Origin of the sequence: Paenibacillus pabuli (assembly GCF_039831995.1) — a bacterium.
GTDB classification, from domain to species: Bacteria; Bacillota; Bacilli; order Paenibacillales; family Paenibacillaceae; genus Paenibacillus; species Paenibacillus pabuli_C.
Window position 1 is genome coordinate 1390811 of sequence record NZ_JBDOIO010000003.1, and the last position, 26294, is coordinate 1417104.

A 26294-nucleotide genomic window follows, 5' to 3' on the forward strand; every position below is an offset into this window, starting at 1 on the left:
TTGTTCCTCCTTTTCTTTTTCCAATTGAAATCTATAACAAACCCACTTTCTGTAAATAGTCGGACGCCACCCGCTCCGGACGGGCTCCGTTCACATTAACCTCATAATTCATCTGCCGCATCTCATCATCTGTAATGCGTCCCGCCAGCTGATTCAGTATCTCGATCAGCTGTGGATAGGCATCTGCCGTCTCCTTACGAAGCAGCGGTGCTCCCTGATAGGGCGGGAATAGCTCCTGATCATCTTCAAGCACCACGAGATTATACTGCCGGAGCTCACTGTCCGTGGAGTACGCATCAACGAGGTTAATATCCCCTCGCTGAACTGCGGCATATCGAAGTTTGGGTTCCATTGTGGCGACATTAGGAAACTGAATGCCATATTTCTTCTGTATCCCCAGATAACCGTCCTCACGGTCCGAGAATTCCAGCGTGAATCCAGCTTTTATCTGCTGCTGAGCAGACTTAAGGTCTGATATGGTTTTCAGGTTATATTGGTCGGCAGCCTCCTGCGGGACCGCCAGCGTGTAGGTGTTGTTGTAATCCATGGGATTCAATAGCACCATATTAAACTGGCTAAGCATTCCGTCTCTTGCCTGTTCATAGACTTCTGTGCGATCCGTACTAACAGCCGTTTCCTTCAAGAATTCTGATATGGCTGTCCCAGTAAATTCAGGATAGATATCAATGTCGCCGGATCGTAGAGCATTGAACAAAAACGGGGTCTTCCCCAAACCAGGTTTTAATTCAACGGTGAGATCTGTATGCTTCTCAATCAGCAGCTTGTACATGTTAATCAGGATCTCAGGTTCTGCGCCCAGCTTGCCCGCAATGATCAGATCCTTCTGTCCGCCGCGGGATAGTAGTGGAATGGTGATCACGAGGACAGCGACCATGGCCAGTGCCCCAAGTGTACCAACCGTTTTACGGAAAGACAGGCGCTGGAATTGCCGAAGCAGGACATCGAATAAAATCGCCAGCAGTGCTGCCGGTATCGCTCCCAGCATAATAAGTGCTGTATCATTACGATCGATCCCAAGCAAAATCAGATCACCGAGACCGCCTGCGCCAATTAATGCCGCAAGGGTTGCAGTCCCGACGATGAGAACCATGGCCGTACGAATCCCTGCCATAATGACAGGCATCGCAAGCGGCAGCTCCACTTGGCTCAACCGCTGACGACTGTTCATGCCCATCGCATTGGCGGCCTCAATCATGGAAGGATCCACCTCGGATATCCCTGTGTACGTATTGCGGAGTACCGGAAGAAGGGCGTACACCACCAGGGCAATAATGGCTGGAACTGTACCGATACCGAGCAGCGGAATGAGCAATCCGAGAAGAGCGAGCGATGGAATGGTCTGCAAGACAGCCGTGACACCGATGATGGGTTCAGCGACCTTCGGTTTTCGCGTTAGGTAAATGCCGAGTGGAATGGCAATAACCACGGCCAGGAACAGGGCTATAAATGAAATCTGGACATGCTCCAGAAGAGCCGTTAACAGCTGTCCTTTGCGCTCACTGAATACCTCAGAGAACCTACTCATGAGCCTCACCCCGTTCTTGCAGCTGACCAGACCAATACCTCAACAGATCCGCCCTGCTCACTTGACCAACAATCTGATGATTCTTCTCGACCAGCAGAGTGTCGTATGCATCCATGACATCCAATAAATCCGTCAATGTAATCGAAACCGGAACAGCCGTCTTGGCAGACTTTGGAACATGCCCCGGTGCAATAGGCATCATGACCGATTCAAGATCGAAATTCGTCTGAGGATGTGAAGACAAGTGCAAACTATTATCTGGATTTACATCTCTGCCAGGACTCCCGACAAAATCACGTACAAATTCATCTACGGGATGCTGTAACAGCTCCTCAGGTGTTCCCACCTGCAGTACTTGTCCGTCCTTCATGATACATATGCGATCTCCCAGCTTCATCGCTTCCTGTATGTCATGTGTAACAAATACAATCGTTTTTTTCAGCTGACGCTGGATCTCCAGAATATCGTCCTGCAATTTCTCCCGGCTCATCGGGTCAAGTGCACTGAACGGTTCATCCATAAGTACAATCTCCGGATCTGCCGCTAGCGCCCGCAGCACGCCAATTCGTTGCTGCTGTCCGCCAGACAGTTCCCCTGGTTTGCGATCACTGTAGGTCTCTCCGTTCAATCCCACCATATCGAGCAAGTTATGTACACGATCATGAATCTGGGCGGGCTTCCATTTTCTCAATTCAGGAACAACCGCGATATTTTCGGCGATCGTCATGTGTGGAAACAACGCGATCTGCTGCAGCACATACCCGATATTCCAGCGTAATTCGTGAATGTTATATTCATCGATTGGCCGCTCATGGATACGTACCGTTCCATCCGTCCGTTCAATCAGGCGATTTATCATTTTGAGCATCGTCGTTTTGCCGCAGCCGCTAGGCCCAATCATGACGAAAAGTTCGCCTTTATTTATTTTGAGGTTAACCTGACGAAGAGCCTGTGTCCCGTCAAGATATTGCTTGGATACATTTTCGAATTGAATCATCCGTACGCTTCTCTCCTTTACTAACCTTTCATTCTCATCTATTTCCCCAAAAGAACTCCCCAATAATCATCACCATGAATGAAGAGCTTCTTCCGATTCAACCAGACATGTATAATTTATATGCGTTGATTTGGAAGCAAGGTGGTATAATGATAGGAGAAGTTGGCTTCTAACATATACATTTCAGGATCATTTTCAACATATAAGGAGTGAGCACGATGCATATTCAAATTACGGATCTGGCCGCAGCAAGATTAACCGAGAGCCTTAATGACCAACCTGGCTACTTCAAAGTGTTCTATGACACTGAGGGTTGTGGCTGTAACGGAATTCTGGTCGTATTGATTGTGGATGAACCTGCAGCACTGGATGAACAGATCGAAACCAACCTGGTTCCATTCTATGTTGATCCGAAACAGCAATTAAATCTTGAACAGCATATGAAACTGGATACGGAAGAAAACTACCCCTCTTTCACGTTAAGCAGTGATTCCGGTGTACTTAGCAGCAATGTACGTGTTCGGGACACGCGTGCTGTGAATGCGGGAAAATCCAGTGCAACTGATGCATGCATGCTGTAAACTCTAAGCTTTCAATTTTTCAAACCAATGGTTGAAAAATGTTGCCCTAATAAGCAAAGACTCTGCACTAAATGCAGAGTCTTTTTTATGTTCTTTTTGGTCAGATGCATATGCCCGAAACTATGAATCTCGCATATTTGTTTACAACTCGGAAACAATTGGAGAACCTCTTGATATAATCCTCTAGTATACTCGGTATATAGAAAAAGCATGTCTGGTATGGAACAGTTGCAGCATGCGCGAGATTCATTATACCCGAGGAGGAACATCATGAAATCATTCACACGTAAATCTATCGTATCCACGCTACTTATAGGCTCTGTCGTAGCAGGTGCTGCCTTCACTGCCTTTCCCTTTGTACCATCCATGACGCCAGTCGTATCGGCTGCCAGCTCCAGCTTCACTCAATTTTTGCATGATAATGCGCCAAGTCGCACCATAAAAACAAGCAGCAGCGGTCTCGCAACGGTAACGAATCTATCGAGCACCGTGGTGTTGGTAAACAAAAAAAGAAATCTGCCTTCGTCTTACGCGCCAAAGGATTTGGTTGTACCCAACATTCCATTCAGCTTCTCCGGCTCCAGTCCGAAGAAACAAATGCGTAAGGTCGCGGCTACCGCGATCGAAAAGCTGTTTGCAGCAGCCAAAAAAGACGGCATTGACATCAAAGCCGTATCGGGTTACCGTTCCTACTCCACACAGAAATCCATTTTTGAACGCAATGCAAGTATCAAAGGTGAAGCTGTGGCCAACAAGACCAGTGCTCGCCCAGGGCAAAGTGAACATCAAACCGGGCTTGCAATGGATATCTCCAGTGCATCGGTCCGCTATGATCTGCAGCAGAGCTTCGGTAACACCAAAGAAGGCAAATGGCTGAAGGCCAATGCCCACAAGTACGGATTCATCATCCGCTATGGCAAGGATCAGGAGAAGTTGACCGGTTACTCTTATGAACCGTGGCATGTTCGTTACGTCGGGGTGTACATCGCAGGAGAAATTACAAGTCAGAAACTTACTCTGGAACAATATCTGGAACGCGCGAAATAACGAAGCGTTTGCCATCGACTAATAAAATGGAATGAACCAGGAGCCGGAGCTTGGGAACGGTCTCCGGCTCCTGCATTTTCCACAACAACGATATAGGCTTAGGCTTACGACACCAATCGTGCTGCAACAACAATTTGTTGAATCAGAAACATCAGAAACTTACCATCCTTTTGACCACGAGAGGCAGTCGCTTCAACCCTTCAGTTCCGGCCCAGGAACCTGCTCCTGCCAGGAGGGCATTATGACACAAATAAAATGCAGCATGGTAGGCAAGCGTGCCAACGATGATTTCCATCACCAAAAATCGTTTCAGTGTGGAGGATTGGATAACATATACCTTGAATTCGTGATAGGAGCTCTCCCTCTTGAATCTGGTGATGAACGTCCTCATGAATCACCTCTACTGTCTTTTTATATAAAGTTATGGTCGTTCAGTCTTGTCTTATTCAAAAATATTACTTACCAAAAGTAACTAAGCGTGTTATAGTCAGTTTATACTTTATACATAAGCGAGGTAAACCACCATGAGTGCACTGGAAAACTTGGTCAAAAACCGTAGATCAGCTGTTATTTTTGAGGAAGGTATTGAAATCCCGGAAGCGGATTTGCAGCAAATGTTCGCATTAAACAAATTTGCTCCATCAGCCTTTAACCTGCAGCACACCCACTACCTGGTCTTGACCGACCCGGCCCAAAAAGAAAAAGCATATGAAGCTTCACAGCAATACAAAGTAAAAACAGCCTCAGCAGTCATCGTCGTCCTCGGAGATATCAAAGCTCATCATCACATCCGCACGATTAACGAAGGGTTATTGCACCTGGGTGTGCTCAATCCATTTGAATATGAGCAGGAGTCCCAGAGTGTTTTTGATTTCTACGAATCCCGTGGCAGTGTTTTTCAGCGTGAAGACGCCATCCGTAATGCCAGCCTATCGGCAATGCAGCTGATGCTGATTGCACAGGATATGGGATGGGATACGTGTCCAATGATTGGTTTCGATGCCGATGAACTGCAGAGCAGTCTGGATGTTCCAGAACATTACGTTCCTGTCATGATGATTACAATCGGTAAAAAATCAGAAGCCAAACAGCGTCCACGCGGCTATCGCAAACCCATTAATGAATATGTCAGCTTCAATAAAATGCATGCAGAGTAACTCATAAAATAGATACACCAAAAAAGCCACGGTTCCGTGGCTTTTTTACATTTCATAGATCAGTTGATCGGATGATTGAAGGTTCTCGTCGAACTCCGCATATATGTACAATTGGCCTGCCTTTTAAAAAATAGTTATGTAATTTTTTTTATACCATGTTAACATCCATCAAGTAAGAGAATTCTGTTGGGAAGGGAAGATGAAAAATGGAAATGTTTATGGAACAACTGGCGGCATGCCGAATCGCTTATGTAAGGCAAGTGGGTCCTTATGGTCCTGCCAATGTCCAAGCAATGAACCAGTTAAAACAATGGGCAGACGCGAAAGATCTGCTCAATGAAGCTGCGATTTTATTTGGCATACCACAGGATAACCCAACAACGACACCCCCTCATCACTGCAGATATGATGCAGCCATTGAACTCCATGAACTTGAATTCCCTGAAGATGACTCTATTGAGATTGGAGAGCTCCATGGCGGAAACTATCTTATCTGCAAGGTTAAGCACACGGCAGAAGGTATCCAGCAGGCATGGAACGACATTATTCCTTATTTACAAAACAACAATTATGTCATCAATCACAAACCGGTTCTGGAACGATATCGATGGGAACTCCTCGAACAGCATTATTGCGAGATATGCGTGCCTGTGAAGAAGGTCTAAGCTGTTAAGCTGCACAAAAAAAGTGACTTCATCATTGAAGTCACTTTCTCTCCTTTATGCTCGGTGTAAAATTAAAATGCCCAGTTGCCTTTGCGGAATACCGGTTCAATTGTACCGTCCTGCAATTCACCGTCGATATCCAGTTCAGCTGATCCAATCATGAAGTCGACGTGAGTCAGACTGACATTACATTCGTGTTTAAGCAATTCTTCGTTCGACATCGTTGTGCCGTCCTTCATGTTAAACGGATAGGCGCTGCCTACAGCCAGGTGACAGGATGCATTCTCATCAATTCCGGTATTATAGAAAATACGATTCAGGTTTGAGATGGGTGAATCATGCGGCACCAATGCTACCTCTCCAAGATAACGTGCTCCTTCATCCGTAGCAAACAGGTTTTTCAGGTGCTCTTCACCGGAAGCCGCTGTGAAAGCCACAACTTGACCGTCCTTGAACGTTATTCTCATCTGATCTACCAGCTGTCCGTTCAAGTTCAGGGGCATCGTACTGCTGACATACCCATTAACACCGCTGCGCTTCGGCATGGTGAATACTTCTTCGGTTGGCATATTGGCAACGGTGTACACGCCGGCTTTGTTCTCACTTCCGCCGCCACCCCAGATGTGATTGTCTACCAGCTCAATTTTCAAGTCCGTTCCTGGTGCACGGTAGTGCAGGCTTTTATAGTTTTTCTGATTCAGCTGATCACTCTTCGTATTGAGGGTGTCCAGATGCTGTCTCCAGTTCTGGATGGCATCTCCGCCATCCACCCGATTCATTTTGAAGATGGTGTCCCACATCACATTGATGCGGTCTTCCTCAGGTATATCGGCAAACACCTTATTCGCCCATGCCTTGGTCGGCGCCTTGATCAGGCACCAGCTGATCTCATGGTTGCGCGTATATTTCGAATAACCGCGGCGAGCTTGAGCAGCCGCCTTGGTGGCACGCGAAACCTTGTCGGAATCAATCCCGTTATACAGTTCCGGGTCCGGTACTTTGATCGTCAAGGTAGCGCCGCCTGCTTCTGCAAATCTCTCCATCATGTCGCCTTTCCATGCCGGATAGTAATCGAAGCTGTCGTCAGAACCTTGCTGGAAACGACTGCGGGTAATCTGATCGTCCTCAAAATCAACCTGTACATACTTTGCCCCTGCAGCGTATGCCTTGGCAACGATCAGGCGGGTAAACTCAAGCGTTTCAATAGGCGCAGTGACAAGCAGATCCTGCCCTTTTTGAATGTTCACACCCACTTTGACCACCAGTTCTGCATATTGTTCCAACGATTTCTCAAACGTTTGCTCGAAATTGCTCATAGGTCCATTCACTCCTGGTTCATATTGGTTTGTTGCTTAATGATTTATGCGTTTTTCTTTTCTTGCTCGCGCAGTTCAATCCGGCGGATTTTGCCGGAATTCGTCTTCGGCAGATCCGAGACAAATTCAATTTTGCGTGGATACTTGTATGGTGCAGTCCATTCCTTGACGTGATGTTGCAGCTCACGCACCAGTTCTGGCGAAGCCAGGGATTCGTCTCTAAGCACAACAAAGGCTTTGACCACATTCCCCCGAATTTCATCCGGACTGGCAACGACAGCACATTCCTTCACACTGGCGTGTTTCATGAGCGCCTCTTCCACTTCGAACGGTCCTATCGTATAGCCCGAACTGATGATAATGTCATCACTGCGGCCTTCAAACCAGAAGTAACCCTCTTCATCCCTGCGTGCGCGGTCTCCTGTTACGAAATACTCCCCACGCTGATTCGCTTCTTTTCGTCCTGCATCCTTATAATACGTACGGAACAAGGCTGGCATATCTTCGTGAACAGCGATATCACCCACTACACCTGCGGGCTGAGGATGCCCGTCCTCGTTAACAATCTCGATCAGACCCGGTGTAATGGATTGTCCCATGGATCCAATCCGTACTGGAGCACCTTTCAGACTGCCGATCAGCAATGTACTTTCGGTCTGACCGTATCCATCACGAATGGTCAGGTCGAAGTGACGCTGGAAAATCTCAATCACTTCCTGGTTCAAGGGCTCACCCGCAGACACCGCACTGCGCAGTTTAGACAGATCATAATGCCCGAGGTCATCCGCTTTTGCCATCAGGCGGTACTCCGTAGGCGTGCAGCACAGCACGTTGATCCCATGCTCCTGCATCAGTTCCAAATAACGCTTCGGCTTGAATGATCCGTTATAAACCAGACCTGTCGCCCCTCTTCCGAGTACGGAAAGGAACGGACTCCAGATCCATTTTTGCCATCCGGGTGCGGCCGTGGCCCATACAATATCCGAAGGCTGAATATCCAGCCATAACGTGGAAGCAATACGCAGGTGGGCATATCCCCAGCCGTGGCTATGTACAACTCCTTTTGGATTTCCGGTCGTCCCGGAAGTATAAGCGAGAATAGCAATATCATCGCGGTGCGTTGCTACCGCATCCATTTCGTCCGATTGGCCCTCCATAATCTGCTGCACGTTGACCCATCCTTCAGCCGGAATGCTGGTGTCACCAGATGGTGATGCCACAATACGATGAGCCAGCGCTGGCAGATCAGCATCCATTTTTTCTACTTCTGCCGTCGTTTCGGACCACACAATGACCGCGCGCGCCTCGGCATGCCGCAGGCGATACTCCAGATCCTTGGCACGCAGCATCTCGGAAGAAGGAATAACCGCAATACCAAGTTTCAGACAAGCGATATAAATCACATAGGCAATGATACGGCGTGGTACCATGACCAGCACCCGATCTCCTTTTTCCAAACCCAAATCACGCAAACCTCCGGCAAGACGGTTGGCCTGTTTGAATAACTCGCCATACGTAATCTCTTCCAATTCGTTATGATCGCTGAGCCATCTAAGTGCAATCCGATCTGACGGGTGGTTCTCCATCTCGGATGTCAGGTTATAGGTTTCAGGCGAAATCCACTGTTCAAAATTCAAATGGAGCCTCTCCTTCATATTTCAAATGTATAGCATCTATATATTATACCCTAAATCCTAGGACCAGGTGCTATGATATGAACAGCTTTTTGAAAAAAATAAACACAGGTCAATTATAATGAACACTCATTACAACTGACTTGTGCTTATTCTCGCGATTATTCGTGATTCCTGAACATTTTCGTTCAATTTATTTTACCAAGCGTAATTTCCAATCCCGTTCAGAATGCCTTCAATCTCATTCAGTTCTTCGGTTGTCAGGCCAGGTGCCTTCAATGCGGCAACATTCTCTTCGATCTGCGAAACACGACTTGCTCCGATCAATGCGGAGGTTACGCGGTTGTCACGGAGAATCCAGTTCAGCGCCAATTGGGAAATGGTTTGTTCTCTGCGCTCGGCAACGGCCTGAAGGGCTTCAAACTTGGCAATCCGTTCGTCTGTGAAGGCTTCAGTCTTCATCTTGCCTGTCGGGTTGGCACGTTCTTCCTTGATCTTGTCCACGTATTTGTTCGTCAATTGACCACGACCCAGAGGACAGAATGCAATCGATCCCACGCCCTGCTCATCCAGGACATCCTGCAATCCGTCTTCGATCCAGCGGTTTAGCATGGAGTAGTTCGGCTGGTGGACGAGGCAAGGTGTTCCCAGATTACGCAGAATGGCGACGGCCTCTCTTGTCTGCTCCGCATCATAGTTGGATAATCCGACATACAGCGCTTTGCCTTGTCTCACGATATGATCCAGCGCAGCCATCGTTTCCTCCAGCGGTGTATTCGGATCCGGACGGTGATGATAGAAAATGTCCACATAATCAAGCCCCATCCGTCCAAGGCTCTTATCAAGGCTGGCAATCAGGTTTTTGCGTGAGCCCCACTCGCCATAGGGACCTTTCCACATGTAATATCCTGCCTTTGTTGAGATGAGAAGCTCATCCCGGTAAGGACGCAGATGTTTTTTGAACAAGACGCCAAAGTTTTCCTCGGCAGATCCCGGAGGTGGACCGTAGTTGTTCGCCAGATCAAAATGGTTGATTCCCAGATCAAATGAACGCAGAATCATCTCTTCCTGAATATCCAACGTGCGGTTGCCGCCGAAGTTTTGCCACAATCCAAGCGCAATTTGCGGCAGTCTGATTCCGGATTTGCCGGAACGTGCATATTTCATTTCATCATAACGCTGTTCATTAGCTGTATATGGCATATTATTCTCTCTCTTTTCTTGGTAAAGTTGGTGAATACCCTTTCATCTTAGACAGTTTCGGTCCATAACGATATGGCATATCGCTATAACCCTATGGAATAATACTTGTTATCTTGTCGTAGATTTATATCTGTTAATTCATATCCTCTATCTGAAAATATGTTAAAATGCAAGATGAAACGAACTCATACAGGAGTGAATGCCTTGATTACATATATGTTTAAAAACAATCCGTTCCAGGATCTGCAGCTCCTTCATTACGGAACAGAACCCTGTACGCCAGGTCACCACTTTGGTCCAGCTATGCGGGATCACTACAAAATCCATTATATTTTGGATGGCAAAGGTACTTTCGAGGTCGGTGGCAAAACCTATGAACTGCATAAAGGGCAAGGCTTCCTCATCGTCCCCCATTCCGTCGTTCACTACAAGGCTGATTTGGAAGATCCGTGGGAATATAGTTGGGTTGCTTTTCAAGGAAGTGCCTCCCACTCGTTATTACAGCAGGCCTGCCTGTCCGAGCAGCATCCCATCTTTAAAATGGACAATGATGATGAAATGCGTTCCTGTCTGCATCGCATGATCAGTTCCCGGAATACACACAAAGGATGGGAGATTAGCATGACCGGATGGTTATATCAATTTTTCTCCATTCTGATCGATCATGCAAACGAAGACATCCTTCCACCGGAGCAAGAGTTCTCCAAAGAAACGTATGTAACCCAGGTCATGGACTTTGTCGAGATGAACTATGCCAACCCGATCACGGTGCAATCCATAGCCTCTCATATCGGCTTGCAGCGCAGCTATCTGTGCTCCCTGTTCAAGGACCGGATGGGCACCAGCATTCAATCCTATTTGGTCAATTACCGGATGCGCAAGGCTGCCGAATTGACTCTGGATACCGGGCTGACCATCGGGGATATTTCCCGCTCTGTCGGGTATTCTGATCAGCTTCTCTTCTCCAAAATGTTCAAAAAGGTGATGGGCGAAGCCCCCACCCATTATCGTAAACACAAAACAGCACCTTCCCGGTTAAGCAGTTAACGGGATGGTGCTGTTCTTTTACTTACTCATAAGATCAGACAGCATAATCTGTCCATTGATAATACTCATTCAGTTTCCGGAAGCTACCACCTCAGCTACACTTGCTCCTGCATGGATACACCAACGACATGCACTTTAATTTCATTGACCAGAATGCCTGTCATCTGTTCCACGGCCTGCTGTACATTGTGCTGGAGCTCCTTGCACACCTGATGCATCTTGAACCCGTACTGCACATTAATACGCAGCTGAATGGAGGCCTGGTCATCTTTTACATCGACGTCAATGCCTTTCTGCAGACTTTTGCCGCTGATGCTCTTCGCAATGCCTTCGGTCAATCCTACCGACATGGAGGAGATGCCGGAGGTTGTCTGTGCTGCGATCCCCACGATCTTGGATACGACATCGTTAGAGATGTGAATGGCACCCATCCGGACGGATTGAGGTTCGATGTATTCAGGTTCGATATATTCTTTAGGGATGATTTCAGACATGGTTCCCACTCCTTCTATGGTTAATTGATTGATTAAGCTATAAAATGCAAATGAAATTTTTATACGTTTAACGGAGAGTGCAGTACCGATCTGGAGAAGCGAAGCGCTCGCCTTTATCACCAGAGTTTCTCCCTTATAAGGGGAATCAAAGAAACTCGGGGATAACAGCGATCGGAAGATGGTACTGCAATCGGAGTGACTGAGTGTAACAGCCCATTCATTTTATATCCTAAAATCAGGCATTCTGCCATTTCTCCTTGAAGAACAGCTGGTAGACCCTGACCAGAATAATTTTGACGATCATGTAGACAGGGATGATAATCAAAATCGCAATGATGCCGCCGAGATCTCCTGCACCCAGCACCAATATAATGGTGGTCAGCGGATGAATGTCGAGCTTTTTGCCGAATACGTACGGAGCAACCAGATTGTCCTGAATTTGCTGGGCCACCAGAATGATAATCAGCGACCAGATCGCCACCGATGGCGACTGAATCAGACCGATAATGACAATAGGTACGGACGACACGATAGCTCCGATAAACGGAACAAAGTTCATGATGACCGCAACGACGGTAAGCAGCAGTGCATAAGGCAGCCCAATGATCAGGAATCCGATATACATCAGCACACCAAGTGCCAGGTTAACCAGTACCCTGCCGACAATAAAGCCACTCAGCGCCTGATCAATCTCAAGAACAACCTCACGGCTGTCTTTTTGGAATCGTTTTGGTGCAATATGCACCAATTTACGGCCGAATTTCTCTCCCTGTTTCAGCATGTAGAACAAGATGATCGGGAACGTAAACAGAATGATCGCAAAGCTGGAAATGAGCGAGAATAATCCACTCACATAGTTGGTCACAAAGGTGAATCCTTTATTGATATAGTCCGTGAGCTGAGAAAACGGTGTGGATCCCTCTGGGAACAGTGCCTTGATTGCTCCGTTCTGCTCCAGTTCTCTCAACTGTACACTGAGTGAATTAATCAGATTCGGTGCATTATCCACCAGATTAATCAGCTGCTCCCGCAGGGACGGCCATAACCCCACGATGAACAGGACGAGCAGCACACCGACTACCAGATAGATCAGCAATATGCTGAGTGTGCGGTTCAGCTTCTTGCGTTCCATATAGTTCACAAGCGGCCTTAACAGATAATAAAAGAATACGGACAGCATCATCGGCACCGTGATGACCGTAAGCATGGTCACAAGCGGCTGAAATATAAAGCTGACGCGTGATAACAGATAGATATTAACTAGCACCAGAGCCAGCGCAATGCTGAACCGGACAAACGAACTTCCTTTAAACAAAACGTTCCCCTCCACATGACCTTTTCTTTTTTGGGATTAGATATTAGTTGAACCCATACATGTATACTGGGGCACTGCGCGGTCGAGCACAACCTTCCGATCGCTGTTATCTCCAGATTTATTCAGTATTCTCTAGAGGGTAAATCCAGGGACAAAGGCGAACACTTACTTATTCATTTGGGATGTGAATCGTAAACACGGTAGTCTCCCTACCCCGCCGGGACAGAATCAATCGTCCGCCCATCTTCTCTGTATTTCGCCGGGCAATCGCAAGTCCAAGTCCGGTTCCGCCCGTCCCGGTTCGTGCTTCATCTCCGCGCACAAATGGATCAAAAATGGTGCTCCACAGTTCCTGGGGAATACCTACCCCCGTATCTGCAACCTCGATAACCACATGCGTATCCAGCGGAATCAACTCCACCCGCAGCTCCGTTCCCTGCGGATTGTAGGACAACGCATTGGTAATCAGGTTCTGAATGACCCTGGCTAACAATTCAGGATCGTATCTGGCGTAAATCTCCTGATCAGGCACAAGCACGTGAAGCACAAATTGCTTCTGTTCAATCTCACCGTACGTATCGGCCATGACTTCTCGCACAAATTCCCCGATCTCTCTCTTCTGGATCTGCATGTGATAATCGGGAGAGTCCACCTTGAGCAGTTCGAGCATATTTTGTATCATTCGTGCCACCTGAACGGATTTGTTATAAATGTATCCCAGATAACGCTGCTGTCTTTCCTTGTTTTCTCCCCGTCCCTCCACGAGGGCCTGAGCATATCCCTGAATGGAGGTAATTGGCGTTTTCAGATCATGCGACAGATCCACGATCAGCCGCTGTTTGCTCTCTTCGGCATAGCACTTTTCTGCCGAGGTGTTCTCGATGACATCTGCCATATAATTAAACGTCTCGCCAATCTGGACAAATTCCTTCTCTGCCGAGATGGACAAACGTGTGCTGTAATTCCCCTGGATCATCTGTGTAAGACCCTGTGACAAAATACTCAGCGGTTTTTTGATTCGGCGTGCGACCCAATAGCTGTATACGAAAATCAGCAGCAGAACGAAGCCAACTCCGATCATGATATAAAATGACAGGGGATGCTTCAGGTTGGTAATCAGCTGGTTCTCATTCATGCGGATACTGACCAGATCACGGGGTATTTTCAGCAGTACATACTTCGCATCTCCCTCTGCTGTATATGGAGAAATGGAATAATAATACGTACTATCGCTCCGATTCTCCAGTCCTGTATACAACTCCGGCTCACTGTAATATGTAACCTCATCCTGCTTAACACCGATCTGGCGAATGACCGAACGATCTGCATCCAGAATCTCGATCCACCCTCCGCTGTCCATCAGGCGCTGTATTTCCGTGCTGGTGGAGTCATCTTCAAGACCTTTGTACAATTCGGCTGCATAGACATGTGCCTCGACGTTCAGATCCGGATCAACCACCTGATCCGAAATGCGGAAATCCACGACATCCAGCGAAACCATGAGATAAACAATCAGGACGAGCAGCAGCAAAAAGAAGTTAAACAGCAGGAAATCCAGTGTCAGGGATGTTTGCAAGAGTCGCTTTTCTCTAGCTTTCCGTTGGCGCTTCAATTTTGTATCCAAGTCCCCTTATCGTTTTTAAGTATTCCGGTTGTCTGGAGTCGCGTTCGATCTTCTCCCGAATGTTGCTGATGTGCACCATAATGGTACTGTCCTCATGCGCGTAATAGTCTCCCCAGACCGCCTCGTATATTTTCTTGCGTGTAAATACCCGGCCAGGCTGTTCCAGCAGCAGATCCACAATTTTGTATTCCGTGGAAGTTAGGGTCACTGGTTTGCCCGATCGGAAAAGCATACATTTGGAACGATCCAGCATAAGTTCGCCGAGAACAAGATTGGTCTCTTTCGGCGCAGCTAGTTCAGGAGCATCAAATTGATTCACGCGCCTTAACAAGGCCTCTACACGAGCAACAATCTCCAGCGGATTAAACGGCTTCGAAATATAATCATCCGCACCGAGTCCAAGTCCGAGAATCTTGTCATGATCCTGGCTTTTCGCGGATAGAAACAGAACAGGCATATGATGAGTTGCCCGAATTTGCTTGATCAATTGAAGACCATCCATTACGGGCATCATAATATCCAGAATGACGAGGTCGACCGTGGCAGATTGAATGCACAGCAGCGCCTCCGCGCCGTTCGAGGCGGTCAAGATGTCATAGTCCTTTTCCAAGTACAATTGAAGCAGCTCTACAATCTCCGGTTCATCATCTGCGATCAATACGGTGTATCTCATGTTAGTCCTCTCATTTCTTCATTATCGGCTGTGTATTCTTTTACATGTACCTCTACTATATACCACGTCTCTTAATTCAACCTAAATCAAATCTAAAGATAACCTAAATAAAAGCCCCAGTCACATGCCGGGGCTCTTGTTTCCATCCTATGTCTGCATGGTTCTGATGCTTCAATGATTACTTCATATGGAGCCAAGGTTCAACCTTTTTGCTCAGACTTTGTTTGTCGTATTGCAAATACTGGCCTGCACGGTTGCGAACCGGATCACCGGCGTAGTAACGCTCATAGAGGTCATGCCTGGCCCCGAGTGCACTTCCGGTTAGATCCCAAGCAAGCTGAAACAGACGAATTTTCTCCGGAGCTTGCAACGTGACTCCCCCAAGGTATTTGGCCATCAATGGTCCTACGGTTTCATCCAAATCAAATGTACCCGAAGGGATCTGGATCAGGCCACCGGCAGCAATGGTTTTCAATATTTCAACCGCACGCGGGTAATATCGGCTGCCCAAATTCCGGGCTGTCTCAATGTATTTGAACGACGGGAGCCAGTTGCCATGGGAATCCGGCTGCGCCTGCGCCTCAGAAGCAACGATCAGGCCTTCAATCGTCTGCATCTGGCTGATCATCTCTCCCAGTTGTTCCTGAACATTCAGGAATGAATCCACACCGATCTCCTGCGCTATGGCTGCCGTGACGGCGGTGATAAACTCCAGCTTGGAGTGCAGCCGAATAATGCTCTGATGGTAGGCCAGACTGGATGAGGCTGCGTTACAGCGGACCTGCCACACGGCTTCCGGATTGTTGTGCAGCAGCACACGCTCCCATGGCACCAATACATCATCAAAAAATAATACAGCATCCATCTCATCATAACGGGCACTGAGAGGGTGAGCATAATCCAATTGCGGAGCAGCAAAAGATTCCCGGCATATCAGATGTAACCCCGGACTTCCCACAGCAACAATCACCATATGAGCCAGTTCCGGCAGATGCCCCGGAATCCGCTGAATCGGATACGCAATGATATCATCTGCATAAGGAGCCCAGTCGCTACCATCTTGGCCCCCCGAATAATAATTCCTTCCGAGTTGGTTCTCACAATCCGCAGCATGGCATCCTCATCCTCCCCAACAGGCAGGGATCGGTTGATCTGCGGGTCACGCTGGACAATCGTCAGAAATGCATCTTTTCGTTTGGCCTCCTGATAGTAGGCTGTTATTTTATCTGCATACATGGGATCATGTAATGCCATATCTTGACGCGTGGCATACCATCCGGCTAGACGGGACCGAGCATAATCCGACAGTCTGCTCATGACTCCATAGGTACGGTCAGACCAGAGTCGAAAGGCTGCTGCTCTGCTGCTGATATCCTGAGATGAATGAGGCACCCGAAAGGCCTGATGCACATAACTTCCCGTCTGTTCATCCCAATAGGCCACCGTTTCTCTTGTATCCGGTTCATCAACCAAATCGAACAAATTCTCAATGGTCTTCAATGTTCCCTGAAAGGCGGGATGTTCGGTTACCCGGACACGCTTGCCATCCAGCCATACGTTTCGCTCATCATTCAATCGGTGTATGTAAGCTTGTCCGCGAGACATCGTGATGCTCATTATACGTCCTCCCTCTCAGGCAAAAAGCCTACTATGGCTATCAATCTCAAAATACATTTGTCATATACTGAAGTTATGTAAGATACACACTGTGATACACTTTGTATCTAACGAAATAGTACTGTTTCCCGGATAGAAAAGTCAACAAACACCGAACGGAGCGTCCGGTGTTTGCCTACGTTATGCCAGTTTAGATTAATTTGGAATACATATGACGCAAATACCGCCAGCGCACAAGTGCAAAGTATAGGATCTGCATGGAGGCAAATACGATGAAGATACGCAGACTATATCCCATAACCGAAAAATCGACCAACTGCTGCAGCGCCACAAACGCTACCGAACTATGAATCAAAGCTATGAGTAATGGTAGGAAAAACATAAGCAGCAGCTGCTGAGTTACAATTTTACGAAGTTCAGGACGACTGAGTCCCATCTTGCCAATCATGCGATACTGTGCTTCATCCCTTTCCAGATCCGCGTAGAGTCTAAAATAGGTAAAGCTTGCCGCAAAGGTAAAGAAGACAATACCGATCAGACCGCTCAGGATCAAAATGATCCCATTGGTTTGTTTCGAATTCAGCCAGTCCACAACGAGAGCACTGAACATGAAGTAGCCTTTCGTACGCGGCTGATCCTGAATCGAATTAACCAGTTCAGGGGCGAAGGCCCGCGTGCCCATCCAGTCTTCCACCACAAATTGAGTCATTTTATTGGAATAGTAATCTTCACTCAAGTCTAGGAATTCATTGTACGCTCGCTTCATCTTTTCAAACAATTCATCGGAAATGACGTAGATGTCCACTTTGAAATCAACAGGGATAACGATTTCGGTAGCTGGAGGAGACAGCTGAACCTGTTGATGATAATTTTCAACTTCAAGATCGACCTGTGTTGGTGAGAACCCCTGCTCCACTTGTTTACGCAGCTCTTTGCGTGCTGTCAGATTCGATGGAGTCATAAAGGCCCCATTTTCCGTATCCAACGTGCGTTCTTCGTAACCAAGGGCCTTGGCCAGATGGTTGTATTCACTCAATTTGATGATATTGCTGCCAGTGTTATTCTCATACAGCTGGGTGTAACTGCCTTTTACATAGGGGACCTCATGGTCAACAAGCGTTTCCTCAATCTGTCTGATATCCCCCTCTGCCTCAGGTGTATCCCATGAATTCGTGTAAGTGAATGCATACGGGTTCGTCATCGACGACAACCCTGGATCAGCGATCGCCAGCATGGTGCCAATGCCGGTAAATGCCGAGGCTGAGATGACACTTACCATGAAAAACATGACAGCATTGTCTTTCATGCGATACGTAAGCTCGGATAGAAACAGTACATTGGTTTTACGGAAAAACAAACGTTGATTTCGTTTTAGTGCCCGAATGACATACACACTGAGCTGCGTGAACAGCAGGTACGTGCCCGCGATAACCATAACGACGCTCCCCAGGAGCAGCGGGAATGAGTACGTCACCCACACAAAAGTGAACACCCCTGCATAGCCACCGCCAATCAACAACACGGATAGAAACGCGAGCAAGCGTGATGCCTTCGGTTCCGGTTTCGGCTTTTCCTCCGATTTCACCAGATCAATCAGCGTTCCCTTGCGGATAAGCAGAGAAGAAGACAGTGCAATGACAGCAAACAGAATAAGGAATGCGACAGCTGTCAGAGCAATTGCTTTTAATGGAAAATAAAATCGTAGACTGTTCTCAACAGCCAGCAGGGAACCACAGATCAGCAGGATCAATTTCCCGAAGATCATTCCCAGTCCAATACCCGCTGCAATGGCGGCGATCCCGATACACATGTTCTCCATAAACAGAAGCCGGTTCATCTGTTTACGTGTCATCCCAATGATCAGGAATATACCGAATTCCTTCTTGCGTGTTTTCAGAAAAGAACCGACCGAATAGAGCAAAAACAGAAATGAAAAGATGAAAATAATGACTTCTGCGATCATAAAGCCCTGATTGGCAAGCACAGTAACCGTCTCACTTGATCCCCTCAAGCCATCCTTCAAATCCGGGTGAAACAGTAGCAATGCATATGTGAAAAATATCATGACGGAAAATGTGCTGCTCAGAAAATGAGCTAAGTAAATCCGTTTGTTGCGAACCACATTGTTAATGGCGAACTGGCGAAAATTCATGTCCTGACCCTCCCATTAGGGATAACACATTAATAATCTTTTGATAAAAAGCCGCCCGGTTATCGCCGTAGTGAATCTCGTTATAGAGTTTGCCGTCCTTGATGAAGACGACCCGGCTGCAGTAGCTCGCTGCAACTGCATCGTGTGTAACCAGCAGCATCGTCGCCTGATCCTCCTGATTGCGAAGCTCCAGCATTTCCATGACATCACGTGCCGCCTTCGAGTCCAGGTTGCCTGTTGGCTCATCCGCCAATATCAGCTTGGGCGAGTGTATCAGTGCTCTGGCAATGGCCGTTCTCTGTGCCTGTCCACCTGAAATCTCATAGGTCCGCTTGTCCAGAATCCCCTCAATCCCCAGCTTGTTTGCGAGACGTTCCACACGAGCGTTCATCTCCCCAAGCGGTGTTCCATCGAGCGTAAGCGGCAGCACGATGTTCTCCTTGACCGTAAGGGTATTCAACAGATTGAAGGACTGAAAAACAAAACCCAGCTCTTTGCGCCGGAACAGCGCAAGCTCATCCTGGTTCAGTTCAAACGGATTTTTTTCCGCAATACGCAGTTCTCCCGATGTCGGATGGTCGATCGTGGAGATCATGTTGAGCAGTGTTGTTTTGCCGCTGCCCGAAGGGCCCATAATCCCTACAAATTCGCCTTCCTGAATGCTGAGGTCAATCCCCGATAATGCTTCATATGAGACGATCCCTTTATAGATCTTGCTGATCTGTTTTACCGAGCATATTTCCATATGTACCACTCCTTTTTTTTGAAATCGAACTAGAGCCAAGCATGACATACACGCATCTATTCATTGGCAATTCATTAGCACCTTGATGCCCTGACTTCTGACTTCAGTTTACCCGAAGTTTCGGCTATTCTCCTATGGCCTAACCTTTCACATGCATGACAAAATTGTAAGGTTGCTTTGGATAAAACAAAAAAGACGCCATTACCCGAGGGTAACAGACGTCATTAATCTTGAACACTTCTCGATGAAAACATCACAGAAGACTACCGTTCAGTCATTAGATACTGAATGTGATCCGGACTGTTGTCCCTTCACCATATACCGATTCCAGATCGATCCGATGATTCATTCGGGTCAGGACCTCTTTCACAATGTACAGCCCCATACCTGTGGACTCCTTGAAATGACGACCATTCTCTCCAGTGAAGAAAGGCTGGAATACCCTGTTCAGATCAGACTTCGGAATGCCGGCGCCGTGATCTTGAACCTCAAGAATAATGGACCGTTCTGCTTCATATGCACGCAGATAGATCTTTTGTCCGTTACCAGAGGAGTATTTGATGGCATTGGAGAGCAGTTGGACCATGACAAAGCGAATCCATTTGGCGTCAGATTGTACGACCAGCGAAGCATCCATCTGTATCTCCGGATAAACATGATTGCGAATGAAGAAACGCTTCAGCTCATGGATGGCCTCTTCGCCTGCTGTCTTGAGTGTAACCGGTTCAACACTGAAGTCCTGTTCAAATGTGTCCAATCGGGCCACATACAGCACCGTTTCCAATCCGCGCCTCATCTGATCTGCTTCCTCACGAATACTCTTGAGACGTGGGTCATCGTCCTCCTGGTCCTGAACGGTCAGTTCAATCACCGATAAAGGTGTTTTCATTTGGTGAACCCACTGATTCATAAATGTGAGATATTCCTGCTGACGCTGCTCCAGACGATGGAGATGGGCATGATAATGACCATATTGCGAATCCAGCAGTTTTTCCAGCGCCACCGATAAGGGAACGGTCTCTTCCAATGGAACAAATTCATTAAGCGAATTCATGGATTGTGTCATTCGGGTATAGAAAGACCGGTGTGACATATAACGGTACGTCAGGTAACATGCATATAAAAATAACCCCAGTGATACGGCATAGACAGCCGTCAACACATGGTCGTATCCGTCATACCAAAACACACCGACGACGGTAAGCAAGATGACAACCACCCAACAAGTCAAAGCAAGGTGTTCTCTCATAAACAGTTTCATGATGGCGAAGCTGCATTCCAGTTTGCATTCAACCGATAACCGGAACCCCTCACTGTTTCCAGTGCGTCTGTTATGCCTATTTCGGCCAATCGTTTGCGTACACGCGTTACATTGACGCTGAGTGTATTGTCGTCTACAAATGAGTCATCCCACAGTTTCTCCAGAATGGTCTCCCGGCTCACGAGCTTCGGACTGCGACGAAGCAATGTTTCAAGCAGAATTGTTTCCTTCTTGGTCAGCTGCACTTTGCGATCACCGAGCTGAATTTCCAGTCTTTCCAGGTATACCGTCAACCCTTCCAGCTCTACCTTGCGCTCTTCGTCACGCGCAGCGTAATCTCCATATACACGTCGCAGCTGGCTTTTAATTTTGGCCATCACGATTTCATGTTCGAACGGCTTCGTAATATAATCATCTGCTCCGTTCTCCAGCGCCATCACCTGATCCATCTTTCCGCTCCGGGCCGAAATAAACAAAATCGGACACGTGGACATCGTACGAATCTGACGACACCAGTAGAACCCGTCATAGCTGGGCAAATTGATATCCAGAAGAACAACATGAGGCTGGATCTGCTCAAATTGCTGTACGACCAGCTCAAAATCTTCAACCAATACGGCTCTGTCCCCGTAGCGTTCAATATGGGATTTCAGCAGTCCTGCAATTTTGGGATCATCTTCGACGATCATTATTGTATACATAAAATGGGCGCACCCCTAACCTGTAGTAATGAAATGTAGTATCTTCTCTCTCATTCCAAAATCATAACACAGGATGGATTACTCGGCATGAACCTGTTTGCGCCAATGCACAATGTCTGCGTTCAATTGCTTGAGGTCACCGGATGGTTGCTGCTCATCAGACAGCTTGTACGACTGCTTCAGTGACAAAATACGATACACGCTTTCATCAATTCGAGATTCGGTAATTTTGCCATTCTTCACCGCATTTTTCAATGTATCAAATATGGTTTTGGCACTTTCATAGCTGTGAGCCACGAGCAGAATATCACTGCCTGCCTGAACCGTTGCGATCGCAGCTTCGTTCAGCTTATAATTTTTGGCGATCGCACCCATGCTTAAATCATCCGTAATGACGACACCGTCATAATTGAATTGGCCTCTCAAATGTTCACCGATAATAACATCCGATAACGAAGCAGGATGGTCCGGATCCAGCTTGGGGAATAAAATGTGAGCCACCATTACGGCCTCCACATGATTTTTCACCGCTGCCTGAAATGGAATCCACTCCATTTCGGCCAGCTGCTTCTCCGTTTTGTTCACCACGGGCAGATCCAGATGGGAGTCCACCGATGTATCCCCATGACCGGGAAAATGCTTCACGACCGGAATCATTCCCTCGCTGCGCAGACCTTTCATCTCTGCGATGCCGAGACGAGACACAAGTTCCGCCGAACTGCCAAAGGAGCGGTCACCAATCACAGGATTGTTTGGATTGCTGTTGATGTCCAATACCGGAGCAAAATCCACATTAAAGCCTGCAAGTTGGATCTGTCTCGCCAGCAGCTTACCCATGGTTTCTGCCAGTTCGGCGTCTTTCGTCGCACCGACTTTACCGTTTGAAGGGATACTCTCCACTTCTTCCGGCATTCGGCTGACTTTGCCGCCCTCCTGATCCACGCTCATGAAGATCGGCACCGGATTGGAACGGTTGGCTTCCTTAATGGACTGTATAAAATTCGCCGTCCCCTGCAAAGTCGTCACATTATTACCATAGAAAATGATGCCGCCTACCTTTTGGTCCGCAATCATTTGTTTGGCCTGATCATCCAGCGTAGTCCCCTGGACCCCGGCCAAAATCATCTGTCCAATCTTCTCATCCAGTGAGAGCTGGTCCAGCTGCTCCTGAACCGGATCTGCCTCTTCCGGGGGGAGAGCATGATCCTGCTGATTGTTCTCTGCATCTTCTTCCGCATCGGATTCACTATTGCCTTCCGGTACAGCTGGTTGTTCCGAATTAGAGCCCGCAGAAGAATTCGTCGTGGAACCGGGCTTCTGAGATTCTCCACATGCCGTCAATAGCATAAGGACTGCAGCAAGCAGAAACAACATTTGCACCGAGTGTCTTCGTTTATTTTTCATAGGATCGTTATGTACATACAAGGAAAGTCATCCTCCTATTTCATATTGGAATGTGTACGGTAATGTTCAGGCATAACATTAACATAAGTAACTATTTTTTCAAAATCACCTGCTTTGATTAAAAGAGTGAAATAATGCGTCTAATTTGCTCAAAAAATGTTTGCATTTAAGAGGTGTAATATGGTTCCTAATGTTTTTTTCAACAAAGCGGCGTGTGCGTTGTATGGATGAATGAGGATGGTAACTGCGGCCAAGAAATGGTTTACTATTATGAATTTTTCATATGTTGAAATTATTATTATAATGAATTGAAAAAGCCGCCTTTCGGCGGCACAAGGTTGTTGATAAATGACCTCGTTTTTTTGTCTTCATACGAGGTGAATATGCAGATGAATGGGTGCTAATTCAGTGTTTTCAACACATCAGTCGTAAATGGAATGATCTCGGACTGGCGTCCTTCACGAACTTTTGCAGGCCATTCCGGATCACTAAGCAGTACACGTCCCAGAGCAATCAGCTCAAACTCATTGTTCTGTAACCTGGCATTCAATTGGTCCAGGTGAGCCTCGCCCGTTCCCTGATTCTCGGTAGAACGATCCACGAATTCGGCTTCCAGACCAACGGATCCAACCGATATCGCAGGTTTCCCGCTTAATTTTTGTGTCCAGCCTGCAAGGTTCAATTCAGATCCTTCGAATTCCGGCAGCCAGAAGCGACGCGTCGAGCAGTGAAAAATATCCACGCCTGCCGCAGTCAGGGGCGCAAGAAACTGTTCCAGTTGTTCCGGCGTCTCCACCAGCCGAGCATCGTAATTGCCCATTTTCCATTGAGAGAAGCGAAGTACAATCGGGAAATCCGGTCCCACCGCTTGGCGGCACGCTTCAATAACTTCGACTGCGAATCGTGTGCGTTTGACCAAGTCACCGCCATACTTGTCTGTACGTCGATTGGTGTGCTCCCAGAAAAACTGATCAATCAGATATCCGTGAGCGCCATGCAATTCTATGCCATCGAACCCGATCCGCTTCGCATCTGCAGCTGCTTGTGCGAATGCTTGTATCAGGCCTTGGATCTCTTCTTCAGTTAAAGGTTCCCTGTTCTCTTCCCCTGCCATGCTGATGCCTGAAGGGCTAACAGGCTCTGCTTCTGCATGAGGCAAATCACCCGTACGACGAGCCGTGCCGACATGCCACAATTGAGGCATGATTTTACCGCCTTCGTCATGCACGGCTTGGACCACATTCGACCAGCCTTGCAGGGATTCATCACCATGAAATAACGGGATGCTCGCACCGCTTACAGAGGAAGGATGGTTAATCCCTGTCCCTTCCGTAATAATGAGCCCTACACCGCCAGCTGCTCTGCGTCGGTAATATTCAGCAACTTCCCGCCCGGGTACACCCTCTGGAGAGAAACCTCGAGTCATTGGTGCCATGACGATCCGATTGGACAATGTAAGCTTGTCTGAAGTGAAGGGTGTAAACAACGCTGAAGGTATATTCATTTGTTTATCGCTCCTTTATCTTGTGGAATGTCAAAACCCAATTACCTTTCCATTTTATAGTTTGTGAGTTTTATTTTCAAATCGCTAATGAAGTGATTCCTTATGTAATAACAAAAAAATAGAGCACCTCCGCAGCAAGTGGCATTACAATTACTCTGCTGCACGCGTATGCTCTGTGTTTACGTTTTAACCATTTTACATGTTAACCAAAAATAAAAATGAAGCATAGTATATACTCCCTGCTTTTTCATCCTTTTAATCCGAATTCACAGGAATATCGTTGCGATGAACTCTGAGTATTTTGCCTGATGAAGGTGAGACTACGTCCGGGTCAGTACCCAAACCGAAATAGAAGTCCCCTTCATGCTCTTCAAATGACTTCGCATACGTATCCTGGTTGAACCGGAGAATTTCATGCCAATTGATTAGGTCCGTGGTTTGGTATACTCGGTTAATATACAGGTTTTTGTTTTGGAACGTGTACGTGAGTACATATACTTTACCGTCACGCAAAAGCAAGTCTGTTGGCAACGCTTTGGCATCTGGTAAAATCACCCGTCTAGCCTGATTAATGGCTGTCATGACATTCAAGGATTTGGGAAGCAGTTGACCGTCATTGAATACGCCGCCAGCGATATAGACTAACTTGTTATCAAAGTTAACATTTTTCCCGATTTTATTATACGGAATCGTGCCCTGCTGATAGGTCAGCCCCGGCAGTATTTTGTTGCCGTAGATTATGACATCCTTTTTCTCCAGATTAGCGTTAATCTCCAGGAAATTGGTCTTGTCATTCCAGATTTTATTGGCCGGATACATCATGCCGGACGCATACAGCTTGCCCCCCAGCTCAAACAGGGTATACGCCCTCAGCCCAAACGTATTAATGTTGGCATACTTCTGCCAGCTTACGCCCATATCATGTGAAATCAGAATCGTTGGCTTATCCTCTGTTCCAAGAGCGGCAAACATTTTGCCTTGAAACAGGGCAAGGTCATAAACGTGCACACCGAGCGGAAGGTTGCGGTATTTCGTCCATACATCCCCATCCAGCCGATAAAAGTTTCCAAGACTCCACTGCTCCCCGTCGGAATCATTCCCCGGAATATAGAGCTTGTCGTCCAGTACCTTGTAGATATCAATCTGCTCCTCGTCCACAACCATTTTGGTCGATGGAACAATTCCCGGATTGCTGTTGCTGACGGGTTGCCTATTAAACGATGAGCTTGCTGTATCATAATAAATGACCGGGATCGGACCCGAGTTCGGGGCTACCCCCATATTGCTGCTGTTTCCATGACCCAAATATATTTTGTCCCTGTACAACTGCATATCCCACACATTATTGGCGTAAGGCGTTTTGGCAAATGGTCGTCCTAGCAGCTCTATTTTGCTTGTCACATCCGCAGAAGTGATCGGTACATTGGATACTTTCGCCATAGCCCGTTCAACCGTCGGCTTGCGCTCGGCCTTGTCACTGTTTTTGGGCTTGGCACTCCCTGTAAGCATCCAGCCCACGCTTGCGACGATGGTCAAAATAAGAGCTGCCCATTTCGTGTTGTTATGCATACCCGCTTCCTCCTTCACTTTTTATAATGAATGCCTTTTCAT

The 26294-nt window shown here is 47.3% G+C and carries 22 protein-coding genes and 1 pseudogene; 5 read left to right on the top strand and 18 right to left on the bottom strand.

Annotated elements, in window-relative coordinates; genetic code table 11:
• Positions 1-31 precede the first annotated feature (31 nt).
• Both opuFB and ABGV42_RS08175 read right to left on the bottom strand, forming a co-directional pair.
• A complete protein-coding gene (opuFB, locus tag ABGV42_RS08170) occupies positions 32-1546 on the bottom strand; it encodes an osmoprotectant update ABC transporter permease/substrate-binding subunit OpuFB (protein WP_347381229.1) in 1515 nt (504 codons plus the stop codon).
• A complete protein-coding gene (locus ABGV42_RS08175; protein WP_347381230.1) occupies positions 1539-2543 on the bottom strand; it encodes an ABC transporter ATP-binding protein in 1005 nt (334 codons plus the stop codon). The genes opuFB and ABGV42_RS08175 overlap by 8 nt, the downstream gene beginning before the upstream one ends.
• 218 nt (positions 2544-2761) lie before the next feature.
• Between ABGV42_RS08175 and ABGV42_RS08180 the strand changes: the two genes are divergently transcribed.
• Together ABGV42_RS08180 and ABGV42_RS08185 are read left to right on the top strand one after the other, a co-directional pair.
• Entirely contained in the window at positions 2762-3124 is a 363-nt protein-coding gene (locus ABGV42_RS08180) for an iron-sulfur cluster biosynthesis family protein (protein ID WP_347381231.1), read from the top strand.
• A 270-nt stretch (positions 3125-3394) separates the two neighbouring features.
• Positions 3395-4171, top strand: coding sequence for a M15 family metallopeptidase (locus ABGV42_RS08185; protein ID WP_347381232.1), 777 nt, complete (start codon positions 3395-3397; stop codon positions 4169-4171).
• 151 nt (positions 4172-4322) lie between these two features.
• Here ABGV42_RS08185 and ABGV42_RS08190 read toward each other — a convergent pair whose 3' ends face one another.
• Entirely contained in the window at positions 4323-4562 is a 240-nt protein-coding gene (locus ABGV42_RS08190) for a hypothetical protein (RefSeq protein WP_347381233.1), read from the bottom strand.
• A gap of 133 nt (positions 4563-4695) precedes the next feature.
• Between ABGV42_RS08190 and ABGV42_RS08195 the strand changes: the two genes are divergently transcribed.
• Both ABGV42_RS08195 and ABGV42_RS08200 read left to right on the top strand, forming a co-directional pair.
• Positions 4696-5328 (top strand): nitroreductase family protein, encoded by a 633-nt coding sequence (locus tag ABGV42_RS08195; RefSeq protein WP_347381234.1) that lies wholly within the window; start codon positions 4696-4698, stop codon positions 5326-5328.
• 206 nt (positions 5329-5534) lie between these two features.
• Positions 5535-5993, top strand: a complete 459-nt coding sequence (locus ABGV42_RS08200; protein ID WP_347381235.1) for an AraC family transcriptional regulator — start codon at positions 5535-5537, stop codon at positions 5991-5993.
• 71 nt (positions 5994-6064) lie between these two features.
• Here the strand turns inward: ABGV42_RS08200 and ABGV42_RS08205 are convergent, their stop codons facing one another.
• The 3 genes from ABGV42_RS08205 to ABGV42_RS08215 all read right to left on the bottom strand — a co-directional run bounded on the left by ABGV42_RS08205 (position 6065) and on the right by ABGV42_RS08215 (position 10146).
• Entirely contained in the window at positions 6065-7309 is a 1245-nt protein-coding gene (locus ABGV42_RS08205) for an aminopeptidase (RefSeq protein WP_347381236.1), read from the bottom strand.
• 44 nt (positions 7310-7353) lie between these two features.
• A complete protein-coding gene (locus tag ABGV42_RS08210) occupies positions 7354-8964 on the bottom strand; it encodes an acyl-CoA synthetase (protein ID WP_347381237.1) in 1611 nt (536 codons plus the stop codon).
• Positions 8965-9141: 177 nt separating this feature from the next.
• The gene (locus ABGV42_RS08215) at positions 9142-10146 is read right to left on the bottom strand and encodes an aldo/keto reductase (RefSeq protein ID WP_347381238.1); all 1005 of its coding nucleotides are present in this window, start codon (positions 10144-10146) and stop codon (positions 9142-9144) included.
• A gap of 204 nt (positions 10147-10350) precedes the next feature.
• On the opposite strand from ABGV42_RS08215, the gene ABGV42_RS08220 reads away from it, so the two are divergent.
• Positions 10351-11193 (top strand): AraC family transcriptional regulator, encoded by an 843-nt coding sequence (locus ABGV42_RS08220; RefSeq protein WP_347381239.1) that lies wholly within the window; start codon positions 10351-10353, stop codon positions 11191-11193.
• Between the two features lie 95 nt (positions 11194-11288).
• On the opposite strand, the gene ABGV42_RS08225 is transcribed toward ABGV42_RS08220, so the two are convergent.
• The 12 genes and pseudogenes from ABGV42_RS08225 to ABGV42_RS08280 form a co-directional block, all read right to left on the bottom strand.
• Positions 11289-11687 (bottom strand): Asp23/Gls24 family envelope stress response protein, encoded by a 399-nt coding sequence (locus ABGV42_RS08225; RefSeq protein WP_347381240.1) that lies wholly within the window; start codon positions 11685-11687, stop codon positions 11289-11291.
• A 235-nt stretch (positions 11688-11922) separates the two neighbouring features.
• Positions 11923-13002 (bottom strand): AI-2E family transporter, encoded by a 1080-nt coding sequence (locus ABGV42_RS08230; protein ID WP_347381241.1) that lies wholly within the window; start codon positions 13000-13002, stop codon positions 11923-11925.
• A gap of 169 nt (positions 13003-13171) precedes the next feature.
• Positions 13172-14578, bottom strand: coding sequence for a HAMP domain-containing sensor histidine kinase (locus ABGV42_RS08235; RefSeq protein WP_347381242.1), 1407 nt, complete (start codon positions 14576-14578; stop codon positions 13172-13174).
• Positions 14579-14591: 13 nt separating this feature from the next.
• Complete coding sequence (locus tag ABGV42_RS08240) at positions 14592-15299, bottom strand: response regulator transcription factor (RefSeq protein ID WP_347381243.1); 708 nt, start codon at positions 15297-15299, stop codon at positions 14592-14594.
• Positions 15300-15477: 178 nt separating this feature from the next.
• Positions 15478-16916 (bottom strand): annotated as a pseudogene (locus tag ABGV42_RS08245) (4-hydroxyphenylacetate 3-hydroxylase family protein).
• A 190-nt stretch (positions 16917-17106) separates the two neighbouring features.
• Positions 17107-19068: an ABC transporter permease gene (locus ABGV42_RS08250; RefSeq protein WP_347381244.1), complete on the bottom strand. Its 1962-nt coding sequence runs from the start codon at positions 19066-19068 to the stop codon at positions 17107-17109.
• On the bottom strand, positions 19043-19813 hold the full coding sequence (locus tag ABGV42_RS08255; protein WP_347381245.1) for an ABC transporter ATP-binding protein: 771 nt from the start codon (positions 19811-19813) through the stop codon (positions 19043-19045). Before ABGV42_RS08255 ends, ABGV42_RS08250 begins: the two co-directional genes overlap by 26 nt.
• A gap of 277 nt (positions 19814-20090) precedes the next feature.
• The gene (locus ABGV42_RS08260; protein WP_347381246.1) at positions 20091-21074 is read right to left on the bottom strand and encodes a sensor histidine kinase; all 984 of its coding nucleotides are present in this window, start codon (positions 21072-21074) and stop codon (positions 20091-20093) included.
• Positions 21071-21775, bottom strand: a complete 705-nt coding sequence (locus ABGV42_RS08265) for a response regulator transcription factor (protein WP_347381247.1) — start codon at positions 21773-21775, stop codon at positions 21071-21073. The genes ABGV42_RS08260 and ABGV42_RS08265 overlap by 4 nt, the downstream gene beginning before the upstream one ends.
• A 78-nt stretch (positions 21776-21853) precedes the next feature.
• On the bottom strand, positions 21854-23200 hold the full coding sequence (gene nagZ, locus ABGV42_RS08270) for a beta-N-acetylhexosaminidase (RefSeq protein ID WP_347381248.1): 1347 nt from the start codon (positions 23198-23200) through the stop codon (positions 21854-21856).
• A 379-nt stretch (positions 23201-23579) separates the two neighbouring features.
• A complete protein-coding gene (locus tag ABGV42_RS08275; RefSeq protein WP_347381249.1) occupies positions 23580-24683 on the bottom strand; it encodes an NADH:flavin oxidoreductase in 1104 nt (367 codons plus the stop codon).
• A 255-nt stretch (positions 24684-24938) separates the two neighbouring features.
• Complete coding sequence (locus ABGV42_RS08280) at positions 24939-26252, bottom strand: hypothetical protein (protein WP_347381250.1); 1314 nt, start codon at positions 26250-26252, stop codon at positions 24939-24941.
• Positions 26253-26294: the final 42 nt, after the last annotated feature.

What these genes read in the sequence shown, in the direction of transcription:
- opuFB (WP_347381229.1), bottom strand. Translation starts at nt 1,546, where the DNA reads ATGAGTAGGTTCTCTGAGGTATTCAGTGAGCGCAAAGGACAGCTGTTA.
- ABGV42_RS08175 (WP_347381230.1), bottom strand. Translation starts at nt 2,543, where the DNA reads ATGATTCAATTCGAAAATGTATCCAAGCAATATCTTGACGGGACACAG.
- ABGV42_RS08180 (WP_347381231.1), top strand. Translation starts at nt 2,762, where the DNA reads ATGCATATTCAAATTACGGATCTGGCCGCAGCAAGATTAACCGAGAGC.
- ABGV42_RS08185 (WP_347381232.1), top strand. Translation starts at nt 3,395, where the DNA reads ATGAAATCATTCACACGTAAATCTATCGTATCCACGCTACTTATAGGC.
- ABGV42_RS08190 (WP_347381233.1), bottom strand. Translation starts at nt 4,562, where the DNA reads ATGAGGACGTTCATCACCAGATTCAAGAGGGAGAGCTCCTATCACGAA.
- ABGV42_RS08195 (WP_347381234.1), top strand. Translation starts at nt 4,696, where the DNA reads ATGAGTGCACTGGAAAACTTGGTCAAAAACCGTAGATCAGCTGTTATT.
- ABGV42_RS08200 (WP_347381235.1), top strand. Translation starts at nt 5,535, where the DNA reads ATGGAAATGTTTATGGAACAACTGGCGGCATGCCGAATCGCTTATGTA.
- ABGV42_RS08205 (WP_347381236.1), bottom strand. Translation starts at nt 7,309, where the DNA reads ATGAGCAATTTCGAGCAAACGTTTGAGAAATCGTTGGAACAATATGCA.
- ABGV42_RS08210 (WP_347381237.1), bottom strand. Translation starts at nt 8,964, where the DNA reads ATGAAGGAGAGGCTCCATTTGAATTTTGAACAGTGGATTTCGCCTGAA.
- ABGV42_RS08215 (WP_347381238.1), bottom strand. Translation starts at nt 10,146, where the DNA reads ATGCCATATACAGCTAATGAACAGCGTTATGATGAAATGAAATATGCA.
- ABGV42_RS08225 (WP_347381240.1), bottom strand. Translation starts at nt 11,687, where the DNA reads ATGTCTGAAATCATCCCTAAAGAATATATCGAACCTGAATACATCGAA.
- ABGV42_RS08240 (WP_347381243.1), bottom strand. Translation starts at nt 15,299, where the DNA reads ATGAGATACACCGTATTGATCGCAGATGATGAACCGGAGATTGTAGAG.
- ABGV42_RS08250 (WP_347381244.1), bottom strand. Translation starts at nt 19,068, where the DNA reads ATGAATTTTCGCCAGTTCGCCATTAACAATGTGGTTCGCAACAAACGG.
- ABGV42_RS08255 (WP_347381245.1), bottom strand. Translation starts at nt 19,813, where the DNA reads ATGGAAATATGCTCGGTAAAACAGATCAGCAAGATCTATAAAGGGATC.
- ABGV42_RS08260 (WP_347381246.1), bottom strand. Translation starts at nt 21,074, where the DNA reads ATGAAACTGTTTATGAGAGAACACCTTGCTTTGACTTGTTGGGTGGTT.
- ABGV42_RS08265 (WP_347381247.1), bottom strand. Translation starts at nt 21,775, where the DNA reads ATGTATACAATAATGATCGTCGAAGATGATCCCAAAATTGCAGGACTG.
- ABGV42_RS08275 (WP_347381249.1), bottom strand. Translation starts at nt 24,683, where the DNA reads ATGAATATACCTTCAGCGTTGTTTACACCCTTCACTTCAGACAAGCTT.
- ABGV42_RS08280 (WP_347381250.1), bottom strand. Translation starts at nt 26,252, where the DNA reads ATGCATAACAACACGAAATGGGCAGCTCTTATTTTGACCATCGTCGCA.